Source organism: Natrinema ejinorense (genome assembly GCF_002494345.1).
Lineage (GTDB): Archaea > Halobacteriota > Halobacteria > Halobacteriales > Natrialbaceae > Natrinema > Natrinema longum.
The window spans coordinates 1,190,540-1,207,336 of record NZ_NXNI01000001.1 but is presented as its reverse complement, the minus strand read 5'-3'; the positions used below and the strand labels follow the sequence as shown (position 1 = coordinate 1,207,336).

Genomic DNA, 16,797 nt, shown 5'->3' with positions numbered 1-16,797 from the left:
AATGGTTTCGGAACTCTTCGACCCCGAGCAGTGGGAGCCTGCGGAGTTGAACGACGAGTTCAGGGATATCACCTATCACCGCGCGGTCGACTCCGGAACGGTCCGGATCGCGTTCGACCGGCCCGACGTGCGCAACGCATTCCGGCCGGGCACCGTCGACGAACTCTACGACGCGCTCGACCACGCCAAGCGCCAGACGGACGTTGGTTGTATTCTGCTGACCGGGAACGGCCCGTCCTCGAAGGACGGCGGCTGGGCGTTCTGTTCCGGCGGCGATCAGACGGTTCGCGGCGAGGACGGGTACCAGTACGAAGGGGGCGAAGAGAGCGAGGCGCAACGCGCCTCGGAAGACGCGAGCGGACAGGGTCCGCGAGCGCGCGCCTCGGAACAGGGGCGGCTCCACATTCTCGAGGTCCAGCGCCTCATTCGGCACATCCCGAAGGTGGTCGTCGCGGTGGTGCCGGGCTGGGCCGTCGGCGGGGGCCACTCGCTGCACGTCGTCTGCGATCTCACGCTCGCGAGCGGCGAGCATGCGAAGTTCCTCCAGACCGATCCCGACGTGGCCAGTTACGACGCCGGGTTCGGCTCGGCGTACCTCGCCAAACAGATCGGCCAGAAAAAAGCCCGCGAGGTGTTCTTCCTCGGCAAGACCTACGACGCCGATGAGGCCGCCGACATGGGCATGGTCAACGAGGCCGTCCCACACGAGGAGCTAGAGGAGACCGCCCTCGAGTGGGGCGAGCGTATCAACGCGAAGAGCCCGACGGCGATGCGGATGCTCAAGTACGCCTTCAACATGACCGACGACGGGATGGTCGGCCAGCAGGTCTTCGCCGGCGAGGCGACGCGGCTTGGCTACATGACCGACGAAGCAAAGGAAGGACGGGACGCCTTCGTCGAGGGTCGCGACCCCGACTTCGACGACTTCCCGTGGCACTATTGAATCCGTCGACGAACTGTGATACTGCTCGAGGACACAGCCGACATGAATCGACGATCCATCCTCCGCCGAACGGCTGCCCTTCCGGTCGCCCTCGCCCTCGCGGGCTGTTCCGCCCCGGGCACCGGCACTGACGGGACCGACGAACGTACCGACGGCCGCGGGAACGAGGTGCCCGGCAACGGCGAGGAAAGCGCGGGCAGTGTACCGATCCCGATGCTCGATGACCCGCCGGACGCGGTCTACCTCCCGGGTCACCGGAAGTCGATGCGGATGCTCGAGCCGATCGCGGCCGGCGACTCCATGGTCGCACCGATGCTCACGTACCCCCACCCGTTCTGGGTCGTGACAGGGACGGACCGCGAACTCGTGGAACCGGCGGCTGATCGCGGGATTCATCTCATGCTCGTCCGCTGGGATCCGGAGACGGGAGTCGTCCTCCCCGTCGACGCCGAGCCGAGGGTGACGATTACGCACGACGGCGACGAGGTCGCGTCGCGGCGGCTGTGGCCCATGCTCTCACAGGAGATGGGGGTCCACTTCGGCGACAACCTCTCCCTGCGGGAGGACGGTACCCACACTGTCGACATCGAACTGCCTCCGCTTCCGACGCGGCGAACCGGCTCGCTCGCGGAGCGGTTCACCGACGGTGGAACTGCGACGTTCGAATTTACGTACGATCAGGCGTTCCGCGAGGACGTCGTCGACGGGCTCGAACTCCTCGATCGAGAACGCTGGGGCGACCGGGGTGCCCTCGAGCCGATGACCGGCGGCGATGGCGAGACCGCTGGCACGCACTCCGAGATTCCGTACTCCGCGCTCCCGCCGGCCGACGAGTATCCGGGGACTCGTCTGGTCGATCCGAACGCGGATCCAGCCACCGACGGGCCTCCCAGAAGCGGCGACGCGGCGTTCGTCGTCACGCTCCTCGAGCCGGGTTCCCGGCTGGCCGACGGCGAGGATCGATACCTGCTCGTCTCGCCGCGGACGCCGTACAACCGCGTTCCGCTGCCGGCCATGTCCCTGCGGGCCGACGTCGAGCGCGACGGCGACCCGATCGTCGACGCCCTCGAGCTACCCGAAACGCTCGACGCCGAGTACGGGCTGCATTACGGGGCGTCGCTCGCATCCGGACGGCGGGGCGATTCAGTGACGATCTTCATCGACTCCCCACCGCAAGCGACACGCCATCAGGGCTACGAGACGGCGTTTTTCGAGATGGAACCGCTCGACGTGGTCGTCCCACCGGCGTGAGCCTGGCCGATTCCCGACTCGCAATGCCAACGTTGACACTCTCTCGAGTGGGATACTCGACCAATGAGTTCGGCTGAGGTCGACATCTCACGGACGAAGGCGTGGCTGATGGCGGCCCGCCCCCAGACCTTGCCCGCGGCTGCGGCACCGATCATCGTGGGGGTGGGACTCGCAGTCCACGAGGGCGTGTTCGCGCCGCTACCGGCGATACTGGCGTTCGTCGGGGCAGCACTGATCCAGATCGGAACGAACTTCGCGAACGACTACTACGACGCGATCAAGGGTGCCGACACCGAGGACCGCGAGGGCTTTACCCGCGTCACCCAGTCGGGGCTCATCTCGCCCGAGCAGGTCAAGCTCGCGACGGTCGTGACCTTCGGCCTGGCGATCCTCACCGGCACCTATCTCGTTTACGTCGGCGGGCTCCCGATCCTCGTGATCGGGCTCGTGAGCGTCTTCTGTGGGTGGGCCTACACCGGCGGCCCCTACCCGCTTGGCTACCACGGGCTGGGCGACCTCTTCGTGTTCGTCTTCTTCGGGCTCGTCGCAGTGACGGGGACCTACTACGTGCAAGCCGTCGCCGTCCTGGCCGAACCGCTGACGACGACGATTCCCGACGGAACGGTCACCCGGGAAGCCGTCGCGGCGAGCCTGCCCATCGCCGGGCTCTCGACGGCGATCCTCGTCGTGAACAACATCCGCGACAGGGAGACCGACGCCGAGACCGGCAAGCGAACGCTCGCAGTTCGGCTCGGCTACCGGTGGAGTCGCCTCGAGTACGTCGCCATGCTCGCGCTCGCCTACGTCGTTCCGCTCTGGTTCTGGCTCGCGGCGGGGTTCGGCCCCGGCGTGTTGCTCCCGCTCGTGACCCTGCCGTACGCGGCGATGATCGCCCGGACGGTCTGTACGCGAACGGCCGGCGAGGCCCTCAACCCCGCACTCGAGCGAACCGGCAAACTGCTCGCGATGTACGCGGTCTGTTTCGCCGGCGGACTGGTGGTCGTATGAGTTCGGCGGACGCCCTCGCTCTCGAATACCGGCCGTTTTCCCTCTCGCTCGCCGAGCCCCTGGAGACGGGCGACGGGACGATCGAGTCCCGGGACGGGTTTCTCGTTCGGGTAGTCGCGGACGGGGGCGACCCCGGCGACGAACCGGCCGTCGGCTACGGCGAGGCGACGCCGCTACCCGGCTGGACGGAGTCCCGAGAGGATTGCGAACGGGCCCTCGAGCGCGCCCGTGACGCGATTCGGACCGGCGGCCCGAGCGAGGCGCTCGCGGCGGTCGATCGGCAGGTCGCGGCGCGACACGCGCTAGCGCTGGCGCTGGCGGATCTCCAGGCGACCCGACAGTCGATGCCGCTGTATCGGTATCTCGGCCAGGGTGAGATGGTCGGTCGGGTCCCAGTCAACGCGACGATCGGCGACGGGTCGCCGGCCGAAACCGCCGCGGAAGCGCGCCGCGCCGTCGACCGCGGGTTCGAGTGCTGCAAGCTGAAGGTCGGCGTTCGAAGCGTCGAAGAAGACGTCGAGCGCGTTCGTCGCGTCCGCGACGCCGTCGGTTCGACCGTCGAACTGCGAGCCGACGCCAACGAGGCCTGGACCTACGAGGAGGCCGCGTCCGCACTCGAGTCCTTCGCGGAGCTTGACGTTTCGACCCTCGAGCAACCCCTTCCCGCGGGGGCGTTGCAGGGACACGCCGACCTCCGAGTCCGGAGCGGTGAGGTCTCGATCGCGCTCGACGAGGGACTCCTCGAGCACGGCGTCGACGCGATCTGTGATGCCGACGCGGCGGACATCGTGGTTCTGAAACCGATGGCGCTTGGCGGGGTCGACGTCGCCCGCAAGGTCGCGGCCTGGGTGAGCGAACTCGATATCACGCCGCTGGTGACGACGACGATCGACGGGGTCGTCGCGCGGACGGGTGCGGTCCACCTCGCGGCGACGATCTCCAACGTCCCGGCCTGCGGGCTCGCGACCGGCGATCTGCTCGCGACTGACCTGGGACGGGATCCCGTGTTGCTCGAAAAAGGGTCGGCGGTCGTCCCGCAGGCGAAGGGGCTCGGGGTCTCGGACGTGTGGGGTGGCCGATGAGGGGCGAGCCGATCGACTGGCCGACGCGTGACCTGCTGTCGCATCGCGTCTCGGCGACCCCGGACGCGACGGCACTCGTCGACGCCGACGAGGACGAGGAGCGGACATACGAGGAGTTCGATCTCCGGGTCGAGTCGGTCACGGAGCGGCTCGAACCCGTCGTCTCCGGTCCGGACGATCGTCTCGGGATCCTCATGGGGACCCGCGTCGCGTTCGCCGAGGTGTACTTCGCGGCGATGCGTCGCGGCGTCACCGTCGTGCCGCTGAACGTCCGCGAAACGGCCGCCGAACTCGAGGCGAAGGCGGGCCGACTCGCCCTCGATGCGGTCGTCTGCGAGTCCGAGACGGAAGGGCTCGCGCTCGAGATCGCGGACTGTCCGGTCGTCTCCGTCGACGAGCCCGACCACGATGCCGTTCGCCCCGTTCGGCCGGGCGGCGGAGCGGGCCAGCCAGACCGGTCGGTCGCCGGCGATGGTTCGATCGCGACGACGCTCGAGCGCGATCGTACCCACCTGCTCATGTTCACGTCCGGAACCTCGGGCGAGCCGAAAGCCGTCCGCCTGACGGTCGGCAACCTCGTCGCCAGCGCGACCGCCTCGGCGTTTCGACTGGGCGTCCTGCCGGACGACCGGTGGCTCTGCTGTCTGCCGATGTATCACATGGGCGGCCTGGCCCCGATCGTCCGATCGACGCTCTATGGGACGACCGCCGTGATCCAGCGCGCGTTCGATCCCCGCGAAACCGCTCGCGTCATCGACGAGTACGATATCACCGGCGTCTCGCTCGTGCCGACGATGTGCAAGCGCCTGCTCGAGGCCGGCTGGGAACCCCCGGAATCGCTGCGATTCGCCCTGTTGGGCGGTGCCCCGGCCTCGAGAGAACTGCTCGAACGCTGTCGGGAGCGGGGCGTGCCGGCCCACCCGACCTACGGCATGACCGAGACCGCCTCCCAGATCGCGACGGCGACGCCGGCCGAAACCGCGACCCACGAGGGGACCGTCGGCCGGCCGCTCTCCGGGACCGACGTGACCGTCGTCGACGAGGAGGGAACGGTTCTCGGGCCGGGCGAACAGGGCGAACTCGTCGTCTCGGGGCCGACGGTGACGCCGGGCTATCTCGACGGCGATCGGACCGACGCAGCCTTCGGCGACCACGGCCTCCACACCGGCGACGTCGGCTACCGCGACGAGGGCGGCCGGTTGTGGGTTCTCAACCGCCGCAGCGACCGCATCGTCACCGGCGGGGAGAACGTCGATCCCGGCGAGGTCGTCGCGGCGCTGCGGGTCCATCCGGCCGTCGACGACGCCGCGGTCGTCGGCCTCTCCGATCCGGAGTGGGGCGAACGCGTCGCGGCGCTCGTCGTTCCCGAGGCGGGGGCGGCGGGTTCGCTCGAGCCGGCGTCCCTGCTCGCCCACTGCGACGAGCGCCTCGCGGGCTTCAAGCGGCCGAAGACGATCGGCTTTTGCGACGCGCTCCCACGGACCGCCTCGGGCACCGTCGACCGCGAGGCGGTCCGCGAGCGCCTGCGCGCTGACGGAACGGACATCAGCGGCTAAGAAACCGGCTCGGCGGTCATACGGGCTGTTGTAAGTCGTTTTCGGTGCAACCGCGACGACCTGCGGTTGCACCGGTCAATCGTTACAATGGACCGTCTCAGTCGTCGTCGGAGACGCTCTTCGACGCCGACTGCCGATGGCGGGCCCGCGGGTCGGCTATCGACGTCTCGTTCTCACGGACGTAGTCCCTGGCGACGACGTAGCTGCCGTACAGGACGAGCAACAGGAACAGCGAGAAGGGCAGCGCCATCGTCACCGACAGCGACTCGATGGCGCTGAACTCCTCGAGTTCGAGCGACATCATTCCAAAGAGCGCCAGTAGCGCGCCCCACCACGCACGGTTTCGCGGGTTCGGGTTCTCGTCGCCCAGCGTAATCGCCGAGATCATGAACACCGCCGAGTCGAGCGACGTGACGATGTAGCCAGCGATGATGAAGATGAAAAGCACCGCGAGGACGGTACCGTACGGCGTGATCTCGAGGGCTTTCGCGACGGCTGCGGGCTTGCCCGCCGCGGCCATGGCCTCGGCGATCGGGGCCTGATACCCCGGCGCGAGCGCCCAGCCGCCGATGAGGCCGTGCTGGATCCAAGTGAACAGCGTCGGAACCAGCACGAGGACGGTGAACAGTTCCCTGATCGTGCGACCCTTCGAGACGCGGGCGACGAAGCTCCCGACGAAGATGCTCCAGGCGGCCCACCAGGCCCACCAGAAGCCGGTCCAGTTGGCCGCCCAGTTGCCCTCGGCCCCCGGCGCGGTGTACAGCGACAGGCGGAACAGGTTGCTGAGCCAGACGCCGGTCGCGTCGAGGTGCAACTCGAGCATGTACAGCGTCGGCCCGACCACGATGAGCAGGGCCATCGCGACGCCGATGAGGACCACCGTCGCGCGGGCAGCGTTGCGGATGCCCTGACGGAGGCCGAGCCAGACGTCGCCGAGGAAGACGACGCCGATCAGCGCGAACACCGCGTAGGTCAGGATCCGCGCCTCGAGGCCGAAGACGCCGCCGAGGATCGCGGACATCGTCTGTGCGCTGAACCCGAGCGTCGTCGCGATGCCGCCGATCGTGGCGATCAGCGCCGCCAGATCGACCAGCCAGTAGAGACCGGGGATCCGGTCGGCGTCGACGACGCCGGCCAGCATCGAACTGATCTTGTAGTCGCCGATCCCGTCCGTGTAGACCGCGATCCCGAAGGCGATCGCGACGGGCAGATACCACATCGCCAGCCCCGGGAACACCTCGTGGATGAACATGAACGCGAGCGCCATCGACTCGGTGGACGCGTTCTGTACCGGTGCGGGATCCGGCGGTGGCTGCTGAACGATCGAGACCGGTTCCGCCACGCCCCAGATGAGGACCGACGCGCCGAACCCGACGGTAAAGACCATCGACAGCCACGAGAAGCGATCGAACTCGGGCTCGGCGTCGGGGCCGCCGATCCGGATCCGGCCGTATCGCGAGGCCGTGAACGCGGTCGCGGCGACCAGCAGGACGAACCCGAGGAGGATGAACCACCAGCCGAAGTAAACGAGGATCCAGTCTTTCGCGCCGGTGAGCGCGTTACTCAACGCCGTCGGCCGGAAGAACCCGACCGTCCCGAGCGAGAGCATCACGCCCATCGTCACGAAGAACAGGGCCCGCTCCCCCCGCGACGCGTCCTCGAGGCCGAGGAGCCGTCCGACGTTCATCGTCCGACCCCGCTGGGTGTTTCGTGCCCGTCGTGGGCAGTCGACTGCACGTCGTCGCTACTCACGGTTGTGTGAGCTAGCATCAGATGTGTCTCGGATCCCGCCGCTAATCGTTGAAGTACCCTTTGTATCGAACGCCGATACAGGGTCGGTATCACACTGCGGGACCGCCGGACGGAGGCAACGGGATTGCCGCCGAAGCCGGAGTTAAGCCGCTTGCGGCCCTACCCGGAGCCGTGTGTACGCTCACGCTCGCTTGGCAGGTCTTCGAGGAGGCACCGGTCGCCGTCGCCGCGAACCGCGACGAGGCGGTCGGCCGGCCCTCGGAACCGCCGGACGTCTACCGCGAAGACCCGCTGATCGTCGCGCCGCGTGACGCCGAGGCCGGCGGAACCTGGATCGGCTACAACGAGTTCGGCGTTTTCGTCGGGATCACGAACAAATGGAACAACGCGGACCTCGCCGGCGACCGCTCGCGCGGGCTGCTCGTCGCCGACGTCCTCGAGGCACGATCCGCCGCGGACGCGAAAGCCGTCGTCGAAACTGCGATCGAAGACGACGAGTACAGTGGCTTTTACCTCGTCGTCGCCGACGCGGCGGACGCGTTCTGCTACCAGTGGGATGGGAGCCTTTCTCTGACCGAGTTCGACCCCGGCGTCCACGTCGTCGTCAACGTCGCCGTCGACGACGACGTCGACGTCCCCTCGGTTCGACCCGAGATGGGGCGAGAACAGGCGGCGAACGCTCGAGCCGTTCGGGAGGCGCTCGCGGTCGAATCCGACGAAACTGCCGGCGACTGGCTCGAACGCGCGGGCGAAGTACTCGGTGATCACGAATACGGCGTCTGCATTCACCGAAACGGGTTCGGAACCCGATCGTCGTCACTGATCGCGCTTGGCCCCGAAACGTCACGATACGCCTTCGCCTCGGGGCCACCGTGTCGGACGACCTACGAAGCCACTAGCCTCGAGACCGAGGGAGAGCCTGGGGGGTGACGACTCCGCGGTGACCGTTCTCGCGGGCCGCGGTGGACCGACCGCGTCCGCAGTCGACGGCGAAGGGCACATTTAAGCGGCTCGCTCCCTCTCGTATGGATATGGACGCACTCCTGCCTGTAGCGACGCGCACGGCGAGGTGGTCACCGTGAGCGTTTCGGCGACCGAAGCCGAACTCTCCGAGGACGAACGGGCCGGCCTCGAACTCGTTCGGGAAACCGGCGGCATTCATCAGAGCGATTTCTGGAAGGAACTGGACGTTTCATCGCGAAAGGGCAGCCGAATCGTCGAGTCGCTCGTCGAAAAAGAGCTGGTCGATCGCGAGGAAACCGTCTACAACGGCCACAACACCTACTACATCTCGCCGACCGCTCGTGACCTCGATTTCACCCTTCTGATGGCCGGCGACATGCTCTCGCCGTTCATCGGCGAGGAGGAAGTCGATCCCAACAGCGACGCCTTCTCCCAGTGGATTATGAACCTCGCCTACGAGGAGTAGCTCGTCGACCGCGGTCGACGGACCACCTCCCTTTCATCGGTTGCCGTCTCTCGGTCGACAGCCGCTTGAGCGCGGGGCATCGCGCCGGATCAGTCGTCGCGTCGAAGAGGTACCCAAAAAAGACCTCGATGGCCAAGACGACCGCGAAGCGGAACCCACCGAGGAGATTGAAGACGAGCGTGACCGCCCACAGGCGACCGATCGAGACCAGCAGCCACGTGCCGTCTCGAGCGGCCGCCGCGACCGGATCGAAGAAGTTCTCGTTGAACAGTTCCGTGCGGCCGACGACCAGAAACACCATGCCGACGCCAAAGGTGAGCGCGCCCGCCACGTGTGCGGCCTTGCCAAACTGCGGTTCGACGAGCCCGTCGACGACGCCGAGCGCGACGATACCGAAGACGATCGTAAACCCCGCGATGAGGCTGGTCGCGGCGAGTTCGAGCAGTCGCTGCTCGAGTCGCCGTTGCCCCTCGTCGACGGCGCGGTCGAATATCTCGGCGGGATCCGGAGCGGTGGACACGGACTAGTTACGGTTCGTTGATGAATGAGGCCGAGACATGAATACGCCGGACGCCGATGCACCGAGAATCGGGCCGGAACTCGGCTCCGGCGGCCCGGTATCGTTCACTCGTAGGGATCGAAGCGCTCGATGAGGACGAACGGGTCGCGTTCGCGGTTGTAGTAGGACACGTCGCCGACGAGGGCGTCGATGATTCGTCGGTGGACTTCGCGTGCCGCCCGGCCTTCGTCTGGCGTCAAGTGGTGTCGACCCCGCATATCCGTCCAGAACCCGCCGTCGAGCCAGAGGAGGGTCTCGGTGTTGGACTGGTAGACGATCTCGCCTTGCTGGGTCAGTCCATCGATCGTGAACTGACGGCCCGAGAGCTGTGCGCGAGCGAGGACGGCGATGAGTTGGCGACGTGATACGGGCGCGTGCAACGCGACGTCGTCGATGGTGTCGCCGAAATACGCCTCCACGAGGTCACACGCCCTCGAGAACTCGGCGAACTCGACGGTCTGGTTCTGTGCGATTTTCATGGTCCTTTCTTCGAGTGATTCCGTCGGTATATCTACACTCTCCAAAATAGTACAAAAGTGTGTTGTTCAGACGATCGTATCGGCACCACTGCCACGCTATCACGAACCCCATGCTCCCGTCAGTTTCATCGCGGTGATGTCCGGGAGAACTCATACGGCCTCCTGTCCGTCAGTGCCGGTGGGACCGGGACCGCCCTGCGGTCCCGCCGGGACATCGGGACAGCATAACCGTATCAGGCGAGCGCGCTCGCGGCCCGGATCAGACGTTCTTCGCCGAAGGCGGGGCCGACGAGTTGGAGGCCGACGGGGAGCCCGTCGGTTTCGCCCGCCGGGACCGAAATCGCGGGCAGGTCCGCGAGGTTGACCGGCACCGTGTTCGCGTCGGCGAGGTACAACTGGAGCGGATCGTCCAGACTCTCGCCGAGTTCGAACGGCGGGACCGGCATCGTGGGGCTCGCGAGCACGTCGGCCTCCGAGAGCGCCTCGTCGAAGTCCTGTTTGACCCACGCGCGAGCGTCCTGTGCCTTCTTGTAGTACTTGTCGTGGTAGCCCGCCGAGAGCGCGTACGTTCCGAGCAGGATCCGACGCTTGACCTCGTCGCCGAAGCCCTCCTCGCGGGCGCGGGCGAAGGTCTCGTTCCAGTTCCCGTCGTATCCGCCCGAGCGGCCGTAGCGAACCCCGTCGAACCGCGCGAGATTCGAGGAAGCCTCCGACATCGCGATCACGTAGTAGGCCTCGACGGCGTGTTCGACCGACGGGAGCGAGACCTCGTGGTACTCGGCACCGCGATCCTCGAGTTCGCCCAGCGCCTCCCAGAACGTCTCGACGACGCCCTCGTCGGCTCCCTCGAGCAACTCGGTCGGAACGCCGATCGAGAGCCCGTCGACGTCGCCGGTGGCAGCCTCGGCGTAGTTCGCGTCGTCGCCCTCGCTGCGGGTGGTCGCGTCGCGGTCGTCGCTGCCGGCGATCACGTCGAGCAGTTCGGCGGCGTCCTCGACCGTCTCGCCGAAGGGGCCGATCTGCTCTAAACTGTTGCCGTAGGCGACGAGGCCGTACCGCGAGACCAACCCGTAGGTGGGTTTGATCCCGACGACGCCACAGAAGGCGGCGGGACAGCGGACGGAGCCACCGGTGTCGGAACCGAGCGCGAGGTCGGCCTCGCCGGCGGCGACGGCGGCCGCGGAGCCACCGGAGGAGCCGCCGGGGACGTGTCCCGGTGCGACGGGGTTGTCCGTCTCGCCGAAGTAGGAGGTTTCGGTGGTCGTACCCATCCCGAATTCGTCCATGTTCGCCTTCCCGACGATCGTCGCGCCGGCCTCCCTGAGTCGGGAGACGACCGTCGCGTCGTAGGGTGGGACGTAGTCCTCGAGCATCCGCGAGCCACAGGTCGTTCGGACGCCTTCGGTCGAGATGTTGTCCTTGACCGCGACGGTCCTGCCGGCGAGTGGTCCGTCGTCGTCCCCCTCGATCCGCTCCTCGGTGATGAAGATATCGTCCGACATGATCACGAGACGTTGGGGCCTTTGAAGTAGCCGTCCTCGGTTTCCGGCGCGTTTCCGAGTGCGGCCTCGCTCTCGAGGGAAGTGCGTTCCTCGTCCGGTCGCATCACGTTCGCGAGATCGGCGTCACGGTCGACTTCCGGCACCTCGTCTAAGGTCTCGAAGTACTCGAGGATGTCCGCGAATTGCCCGGTAAACCGGTCGACCTCGTCGTCGTCGAGGTCGACACGAGCCAGCTCCGCAACGTGGCGGACTTCCTCGGGACTGACGGCGTCGTCGCTCATACGTGTTCGCACCGGCCTCCGGAGAGTAAGGGTTTCGATACCGCCGCCACGGTCGGCGGTCGCTGGCGTCTCTGGGTTCGTTCGCGAGGGGTCGGTCGTCCCCCCGCTGTCGTCGACCCAAGCGTTTAAGTGACAGCGATCCGTTAAGATAGTCCAGAGAACGTTTTCCAGCGATCGGTTCCCGAGACGGCGATAATGACTGACTCACCCATTCGAACGCGGACTGACGAGCGAGACCGAGCCGAGAGCGACGCGGCCGCCGAATCCACCCGCCAGCGAGAGCGGTGCCCGGAGTGTGGCGGTCGACTGGTCGCCGACGACGAACACGCCGAGACGGTCTGTACGGACTGTGGCCTGGTGGTCGACGCGGACGAGATCGATCGGGGCCCCGAGTGGCGAGCGTTCGACGCCGCTGAAAAGGACGAGAAATCCCGCGTCGGCGCGCCGACGACCAACATGATGCACGATCAGGGGCTCTCGACGAACATCGGCTGGCAGGACAAAGATGCCTACGGAAAGTCCCTGAGTTCCCGCCAGCGCGAGAAGATGCAGCGCCTGCGAACCTGGAACGAACGGTTCCGGACCCGCAACGCCAGGGAACGGAACCTCAAGCAGGCGCTCGGCGAGATCGATCGGATGGCCTCCGCACTCGGACTCCCCGACACCGTTCGGGAAACTGCAAGCGTCATCTACCGCCGCGCGCTCGAGGACGACCTGCTGCCGGGCCGTTCGATCGAAGGCGTCGCGACGGCCTCGCTGTACGCCGCCGCCCGTCAGGCCGGTACACCCCGGAGCCTGGACGAAATCGCGGCCGTTTCACGCGTCGAGAAAGACGAGATCGCCCGCACCTATCGCTACGTCGTCCGCGAACTCGGCCTCGAGATCCAGCCGGCCGATCCCGAGAGCTACGTCCCCCGGTTCGCCAGCGATCTCGACCTCGCCGACGAGACCGAACACCGCGCTCGCGGGCTACTGGCGACGGCCAAAGAGACGGGGATCCACAGCGGCAAGTCGCCGGTCGGCCTCGCCGCCGCCGCGGTGTACGCCGCCGCGCTCCTGACCGACGAGCAGGTCACGCAAAACGACGTCAGCGACGTCGCCAACATCTCCGAAGTGACGATCCGCAACCGCTACCACGAGTTGCTCGAGGCCGACGAGGAGGGAGCAGCGGCCTGAAACCGGCTCGAAGACACCGTTAATACGAAATTACGGCCTCGCGACGGCCGTGAGCACCGTCCCACGACGGTCGTAATCGATTCATACTGAAGGGTACCCACGTCGAGCGGGCCAGTATGCACTGCGATAACTGCGATGCCGACGAGGTCGCATACACGTTGACGACCCACGTCGAACCGGATCGAACGGATCGCGTCGAACTGCACTTCTGTTCGACCGATTGCCTTCGAGTCTGGACCTGAGTGCGGCGACCGAGGGCGGTGCGGTGAGCGAGCGGACGAACGTATTCGGCACCATGGCTACCCGGCGTCCGCGAGTATCGACCACGAGATGAGTTCGTGCTCGCTGTGTGGCCTCCCGACGCCGGAGCCACCGGTGACGGCGGGAGACGTCGAGGGGCAGTTCTGCTGTCAGGGCTGTCTCGAGGTGAGCGGGACGCTGGAGACTGTCGAGGACGTCGATCGGGACCGCGTCGTCGACCGGGCGGAGGGCACCGTCGAGCGGACGATTCCCGACGATGCCACGGAGACGTTCCTCGCGATCGACGGCATGCACTGTTCGACCTGCGAGGGGTTCGTCTCCCTGCTTGGCGAGCGCGAACGGGGGATTCTGGCGGTCGAGGCGAGCTACGCGACCGACACCGCCCGCGTCGTCTACGATCCCGAACTGCTGGACGAGGGCGACCTCCCAGAGACGCTTTCGGGCTACGGCTACGAGGCGCGATTTCGTGACGACGAGGGGGACGTTCGAGCCGACGTGGAACTCGTCCAGCGGCTGCTCGTCGGCGGGTTCCTGGCGATGCTCGTCATGCCGTGGTACCTGTTCTACCTCTATCCGAGCTACGTGGGGATCGAGACGGGCATCCTCTCGGTCGACGCGACCTCGCCCGTGGGGATCTACCTCCCGCTCACGATGATCGGGCTGTTGACCGGCGGCGTGTTGTTCTACACCGGGCATCCCGTCTTGCGCGGCGCGTACGTCAGCCTGCGGGTCCGGCAGCCGAACATGGATCTGCTGATCGCGATCGCGGCCGTCTCGGCGTACGCGTACAGCACGGTCGCGCTGATCATGGGGAGCACGCACCTCTACTACGACGTGACCATCGCCGTGATCATGGTCGTCACGCTCGGGAGCTACTACGAGCGACGGATCAAGCGTCGAGCGACCGACCTGCTCGCGGACGTGACGGCCACGCGGGTCCGCGACGCGACCCGTCGAACCGCCGACGGTACCGAGACGGTCCCCGTCGATCGGCTCGCAGCGGGCGACGAACTCCTCGTCAAACCCGGCGAGCGGATTCCCGTCGACGGGACGGTCCTCGAGGGGACGGCGGCCGTCGACGAATCCCTCCTCACCGGCGAGTCGCTCCCGGTCACGAAGCGACCGGGGGAGCGGGTCGTCGGCGGCACGATCGTGACCGACAGCGCGCTCGTCCTCGAGGTCGGCGAGGACGCCGAGAGCACGCTCGATCGCATCGCGACGCTCATGTGGGAGATCCAGAGTTCGACGCCGGGGGTCCAGCGGCTGGCAGACAGGCTCGCGACGGTCTTCGTCCCCTTCGTGTTGACCCTCGCGATCGGCGTGACGGCCTGGCGGCTCGCGACGGGAACCGCGGTCGGGGAAGCGGTGCTCACGGGGCTGACGGTACTCGTCGTCTCCTGTCCCTGCGCGATGGGGCTTGCGACCCCGCTGGCGGTCGCCTCCGGGCTCCGTGACGCCTTGGAGCGCGGGATCGTCGTCGCGAACGCGACCCTGTTCGAGTCGGCTCCGGCCGTCGAGACCGTCGTCTTCGACAAGACCGGCACGCTGACGACCGGCGAGATGACGGTGCTCGAGATCCACGGGGAGACGGATGCGATCGGTCCCGCCGCAGCCGTCGAGCGACGGTCGGAACACCCCGTCGCCGACGCCATCGTGGCCGCCGGGGACGCCCAGCGGGCGGGGCGGACAGCCGACGGGACGGGCGGCCCAGGCGTCGCTCCCGACGGCGGCACCCTCGGCTCCGTCGCTGCCGGCGACGATTCCCCCGACGAGCGAGCACTCGCGGTCACCGACTTCGAGCGCCATCCCGGCGAGGGCGTCAGTGCGACGGTCGATGGAACGACGCTGCCAAGTGCCGGCTCCGATCCCGGTGCCGCACCCGAAGACGACGGCCGGGTCGTCGTCGGAACGCCGGCGCTGGTCGAGCGGCTGGTCGGTCCGATACCGGCCGAACTCGAGGCGGCGATCGACGACGCACGAGAGACGGGACGGCTCCCGACGGTCATCGGCTACGGCGGGCGAGCGAGAGCGGTCGCCGTCGTCGGCGATCGAACGCGAGCGGCCTGGCAGCCGGTTCTCGAGTCGTTTACCGACCGAACGGTGGTCGTGCTGACGGGCGACGACGAGGCCGCGACGGCGACCGTTCGCGACCACCCCGCGGTCGACCGGGTCTTCGCGGGCGTCCCACCCGACGGGAAGGTCGAGACGGTCCGACGACTCTCCCGCGAGGGAGTGACGGCGATGGTCGGCGACGGGACGAACGACGCCCCGGCGCTGGCAGCGGCGGACGTCGGAATCGCGCTCGGCAACGGGACGGCCCGTGCGACCGACGCCGCCGACGCGGTCGTCACCTCGAGTGACCTCCGGGACGTTCGGTCGGTGTTCGCCCTCGCGAGTGCGACCCGGCGGCGGATCCGCGAGAACGTCTGCTGGGCGCTGCTGTACAACGCCGTCGCGATTCCGCTGGCCGCGATGGGACTGATCAACCCGCTTTTCGCGGCCGTTGCGATGGCAACGAGTAGCGCCATCGTCGTCGTCAACTCCTCACGGTCGGTACTCGAGGACGACCGATGACGTCGTCGGGGAACCGTCACGGCGTGACCTCCGCTCGATCGAACGCGGCCCGATCGCGCACGAGACGATGGCCGACTCCGAGAGCCACTCGGACGGCTCTCGCGAGTAGCTAAAATTCCCGTTTTACCTCGAGCCACTGTTATACGATCCGCGCCACAACGTCTCAGTCGATGAAACGGCGCTCGATGCTGACGGCGCTCGGAGCGGTATCGGGAGCGCTCGCCGGCTGTCTCGATGCCGGCAGCGACAACGAGCGAAGCGACGACGAACCGACCCAGTCCAGCGACGAGCGAACCGACGACGACGAACCGACCCAGTCCGACGGAAAGACACCGACCGGATCGGTTCGAAGTCAGTTCGACGGCGAGCCGAGTCGACCGGAGTGTACGCGGGACTCGAAGCGCATCGAAGTCGAGGACGAGGGCGGTGAGACCCGCGAATACGAGACCGCGGCGACGGTTCCGTACCCCGACGCACCGTCGGCGTATACGACCGACGGGATCGTCGACTTCGTCGACGAGTTCGAGCACGGCTACGTGACACACGACCTGCTCTGTGGCAGGCAGGGGCCACCCCACGTCCTCGACATCCACTACGACGTGCGGGAGAGCGAGACGTGGGGCGAAGACCCGACGGTCGTCTTCCTCCTCCGAACGGACGCAATCGGATCGATGCTCCACGAGGACGGCAGCGTTTCGGTCGCCGACGTTGCACCCAGCGGCGTCGTGTACGCGGTCGACGAGACCGGCGCGGCCAGGGTCGAGTTCGACGAGGCAGCCACGCTCGAGTCCGACGAGTGGCGATCTCGAGCACCCGATCCGCTCGCGGACGGCGACCTCGTTGCGACCTTCGAATGAGCCCCTGCCTCCTGACAGCCGCGGACCTGCGCTCGACACCCCTTCGTCGGTACACCGTCGCAAGCGAACGGGCACGGAGAGTCCCCT

General features: G+C 67.5%; 15 protein-coding genes and 1 pseudogene. 11 read left to right on the top strand and 5 right to left on the bottom strand.

The window, feature by feature from the left end:
• Position 1: 1 nt before the first annotated feature.
• The 5 genes from CP557_RS05985 to CP557_RS05965 all read left to right on the top strand — a co-directional run bounded on the left by CP557_RS05985 (position 2) and on the right by CP557_RS05965 (position 5,840).
• The gene (locus CP557_RS05985; RefSeq protein ID WP_097379074.1) at positions 2-943 is read left to right on the top strand and encodes a 1,4-dihydroxy-2-naphthoyl-CoA synthase; all 942 of its coding nucleotides are present in this window, start codon (positions 2-4) and stop codon (positions 941-943) included.
• A 42-nt stretch (positions 944-985) separates the two neighbouring features.
• Positions 986-2,194 carry a DUF7350 domain-containing protein gene (locus CP557_RS05980; protein WP_097381546.1) on the top strand — a complete coding sequence of 403 codons (1,209 nt, stop codon included), beginning with the start codon at positions 986-988 and terminating at the stop codon, positions 2,192-2,194.
• Positions 2,195-2,257: 63 nt separating this feature from the next.
• Entirely contained in the window at positions 2,258-3,202 is a 945-nt protein-coding gene (locus CP557_RS05975) for a 1,4-dihydroxy-2-naphthoate polyprenyltransferase (protein WP_097379073.1), read from the top strand.
• Entirely contained in the window at positions 3,199-4,284 is a 1,086-nt protein-coding gene (locus tag CP557_RS05970; RefSeq protein WP_097379072.1) for a mandelate racemase/muconate lactonizing enzyme family protein, read from the top strand. Before CP557_RS05975 ends, CP557_RS05970 begins: the two co-directional genes overlap by 4 nt.
• A complete protein-coding gene (locus tag CP557_RS05965; RefSeq protein WP_097379071.1) occupies positions 4,281-5,840 on the top strand; it encodes a class I adenylate-forming enzyme family protein in 1,560 nt (519 codons plus the stop codon). Before CP557_RS05970 ends, CP557_RS05965 begins: the two co-directional genes overlap by 4 nt.
• Before the next feature lie 97 nt (positions 5,841-5,937).
• Here CP557_RS05965 and CP557_RS05960 read toward each other — a convergent pair whose 3' ends face one another.
• A complete protein-coding gene (locus CP557_RS05960) occupies positions 5,938-7,527 on the bottom strand; it encodes a BCCT family transporter (RefSeq protein WP_097379070.1) in 1,590 nt (529 codons plus the stop codon).
• A 236-nt stretch (positions 7,528-7,763) separates the two neighbouring features.
• On the opposite strand from CP557_RS05960, the gene CP557_RS05955 reads away from it, so the two are divergent.
• Together CP557_RS05955 and CP557_RS05950 are read left to right on the top strand one after the other, a co-directional pair.
• Positions 7,764-8,522: an NRDE family protein gene (locus CP557_RS05955; RefSeq protein ID WP_097379069.1), complete on the top strand. Its 759-nt coding sequence runs from the start codon at positions 7,764-7,766 to the stop codon at positions 8,520-8,522.
• A 148-nt stretch (positions 8,523-8,670) separates the two neighbouring features.
• On the top strand, positions 8,671-9,021 hold the full coding sequence (locus CP557_RS05950) for a helix-turn-helix transcriptional regulator (protein WP_097381545.1): 351 nt from the start codon (positions 8,671-8,673) through the stop codon (positions 9,019-9,021).
• 124 nt (positions 9,022-9,145) lie between these two features.
• On the opposite strand, the pseudogene CP557_RS05945 reads toward CP557_RS05950, so the two are convergent.
• From CP557_RS05945 to gatC, 4 genes and pseudogenes are all read right to left on the bottom strand, one after another.
• A pseudogene (locus tag CP557_RS05945) lies at positions 9,146-9,541 on the bottom strand (formate/nitrite transporter family protein); the annotation flags it as partial.
• Between the two features lie 104 nt (positions 9,542-9,645).
• Positions 9,646-10,059 carry a hypothetical protein gene (locus CP557_RS05940; RefSeq protein WP_097379068.1) on the bottom strand — a complete coding sequence of 138 codons (414 nt, stop codon included), beginning with the start codon at positions 10,057-10,059 and terminating at the stop codon, positions 9,646-9,648.
• Positions 10,060-10,292: 233 nt separating this feature from the next.
• Positions 10,293-11,561 carry an Asp-tRNA(Asn)/Glu-tRNA(Gln) amidotransferase subunit GatA gene (gene gatA / locus CP557_RS05935; RefSeq protein ID WP_097379067.1) on the bottom strand — a complete coding sequence of 423 codons (1,269 nt, stop codon included), beginning with the start codon at positions 11,559-11,561 and terminating at the stop codon, positions 10,293-10,295.
• A 2-nt stretch (positions 11,562-11,563) separates the two neighbouring features.
• The gene (gene gatC / locus CP557_RS05930; protein ID WP_097379066.1) at positions 11,564-11,842 is read right to left on the bottom strand and encodes an Asp-tRNA(Asn)/Glu-tRNA(Gln) amidotransferase subunit GatC; all 279 of its coding nucleotides are present in this window, start codon (positions 11,840-11,842) and stop codon (positions 11,564-11,566) included.
• 195 nt (positions 11,843-12,037) lie between these two features.
• Here gatC and CP557_RS05925 point away from each other — a divergent pair, with 195 nt between their 5' ends.
• The 4 genes from CP557_RS05925 to CP557_RS05915 all read left to right on the top strand — a co-directional run bounded on the left by CP557_RS05925 (position 12,038) and on the right by CP557_RS05915 (position 16,710).
• On the top strand, positions 12,038-13,018 hold the full coding sequence (locus CP557_RS05925; RefSeq protein ID WP_097379065.1) for a transcription initiation factor IIB: 981 nt from the start codon (positions 12,038-12,040) through the stop codon (positions 13,016-13,018).
• A 116-nt stretch (positions 13,019-13,134) separates the two neighbouring features.
• Positions 13,135-13,260, top strand: a complete 126-nt coding sequence (locus CP557_RS23260) for a hypothetical protein (protein ID WP_281255552.1) — start codon at positions 13,135-13,137, stop codon at positions 13,258-13,260.
• A gap of 88 nt (positions 13,261-13,348) precedes the next feature.
• A complete protein-coding gene (locus CP557_RS05920; protein ID WP_097379064.1) occupies positions 13,349-15,853 on the top strand; it encodes a heavy metal translocating P-type ATPase in 2,505 nt (834 codons plus the stop codon).
• A 170-nt stretch (positions 15,854-16,023) separates the two neighbouring features.
• Complete coding sequence (locus CP557_RS05915) at positions 16,024-16,710, top strand: hypothetical protein (protein WP_245852916.1); 687 nt, start codon at positions 16,024-16,026, stop codon at positions 16,708-16,710.
• The last annotated feature ends 87 nt before the right edge of the window (positions 16,711-16,797 follow it).

Coding starts and splice junctions, on each gene's coding strand:
- CP557_RS05985 (WP_097379074.1), top strand. CDS start 2: ATGGTTTCGGAACTCTTCGACCCCGAGCAGTGGGAGCCTGCGGAGTTG.
- CP557_RS05980 (WP_097381546.1), top strand. CDS start 986: ATGAATCGACGATCCATCCTCCGCCGAACGGCTGCCCTTCCGGTCGCC.
- CP557_RS05975 (WP_097379073.1), top strand. CDS start 2,258: ATGAGTTCGGCTGAGGTCGACATCTCACGGACGAAGGCGTGGCTGATG.
- CP557_RS05970 (WP_097379072.1), top strand. CDS start 3,199: ATGAGTTCGGCGGACGCCCTCGCTCTCGAATACCGGCCGTTTTCCCTC.
- CP557_RS05965 (WP_097379071.1), top strand. CDS start 4,281: ATGAGGGGCGAGCCGATCGACTGGCCGACGCGTGACCTGCTGTCGCAT.
- CP557_RS05960 (WP_097379070.1), bottom strand. CDS start 7,527: ATGAACGTCGGACGGCTCCTCGGCCTCGAGGACGCGTCGCGGGGGGAG.
- CP557_RS05940 (WP_097379068.1), bottom strand. CDS start 10,059: ATGAAAATCGCACAGAACCAGACCGTCGAGTTCGCCGAGTTCTCGAGG.
- gatA (WP_097379067.1), bottom strand. CDS start 11,561: ATGTCGGACGATATCTTCATCACCGAGGAGCGGATCGAGGGGGACGAC.
- gatC (WP_097379066.1), bottom strand. CDS start 11,842: ATGAGCGACGACGCCGTCAGTCCCGAGGAAGTCCGCCACGTTGCGGAG.
- CP557_RS05925 (WP_097379065.1), top strand. CDS start 12,038: ATGACTGACTCACCCATTCGAACGCGGACTGACGAGCGAGACCGAGCC.
- CP557_RS23260 (WP_281255552.1), top strand. CDS start 13,135: ATGCACTGCGATAACTGCGATGCCGACGAGGTCGCATACACGTTGACG.
- CP557_RS05920 (WP_097379064.1), top strand. CDS start 13,349: ATGAGTTCGTGCTCGCTGTGTGGCCTCCCGACGCCGGAGCCACCGGTG.
- CP557_RS05915 (WP_245852916.1), top strand. CDS start 16,024: ATGAAACGGCGCTCGATGCTGACGGCGCTCGGAGCGGTATCGGGAGCG.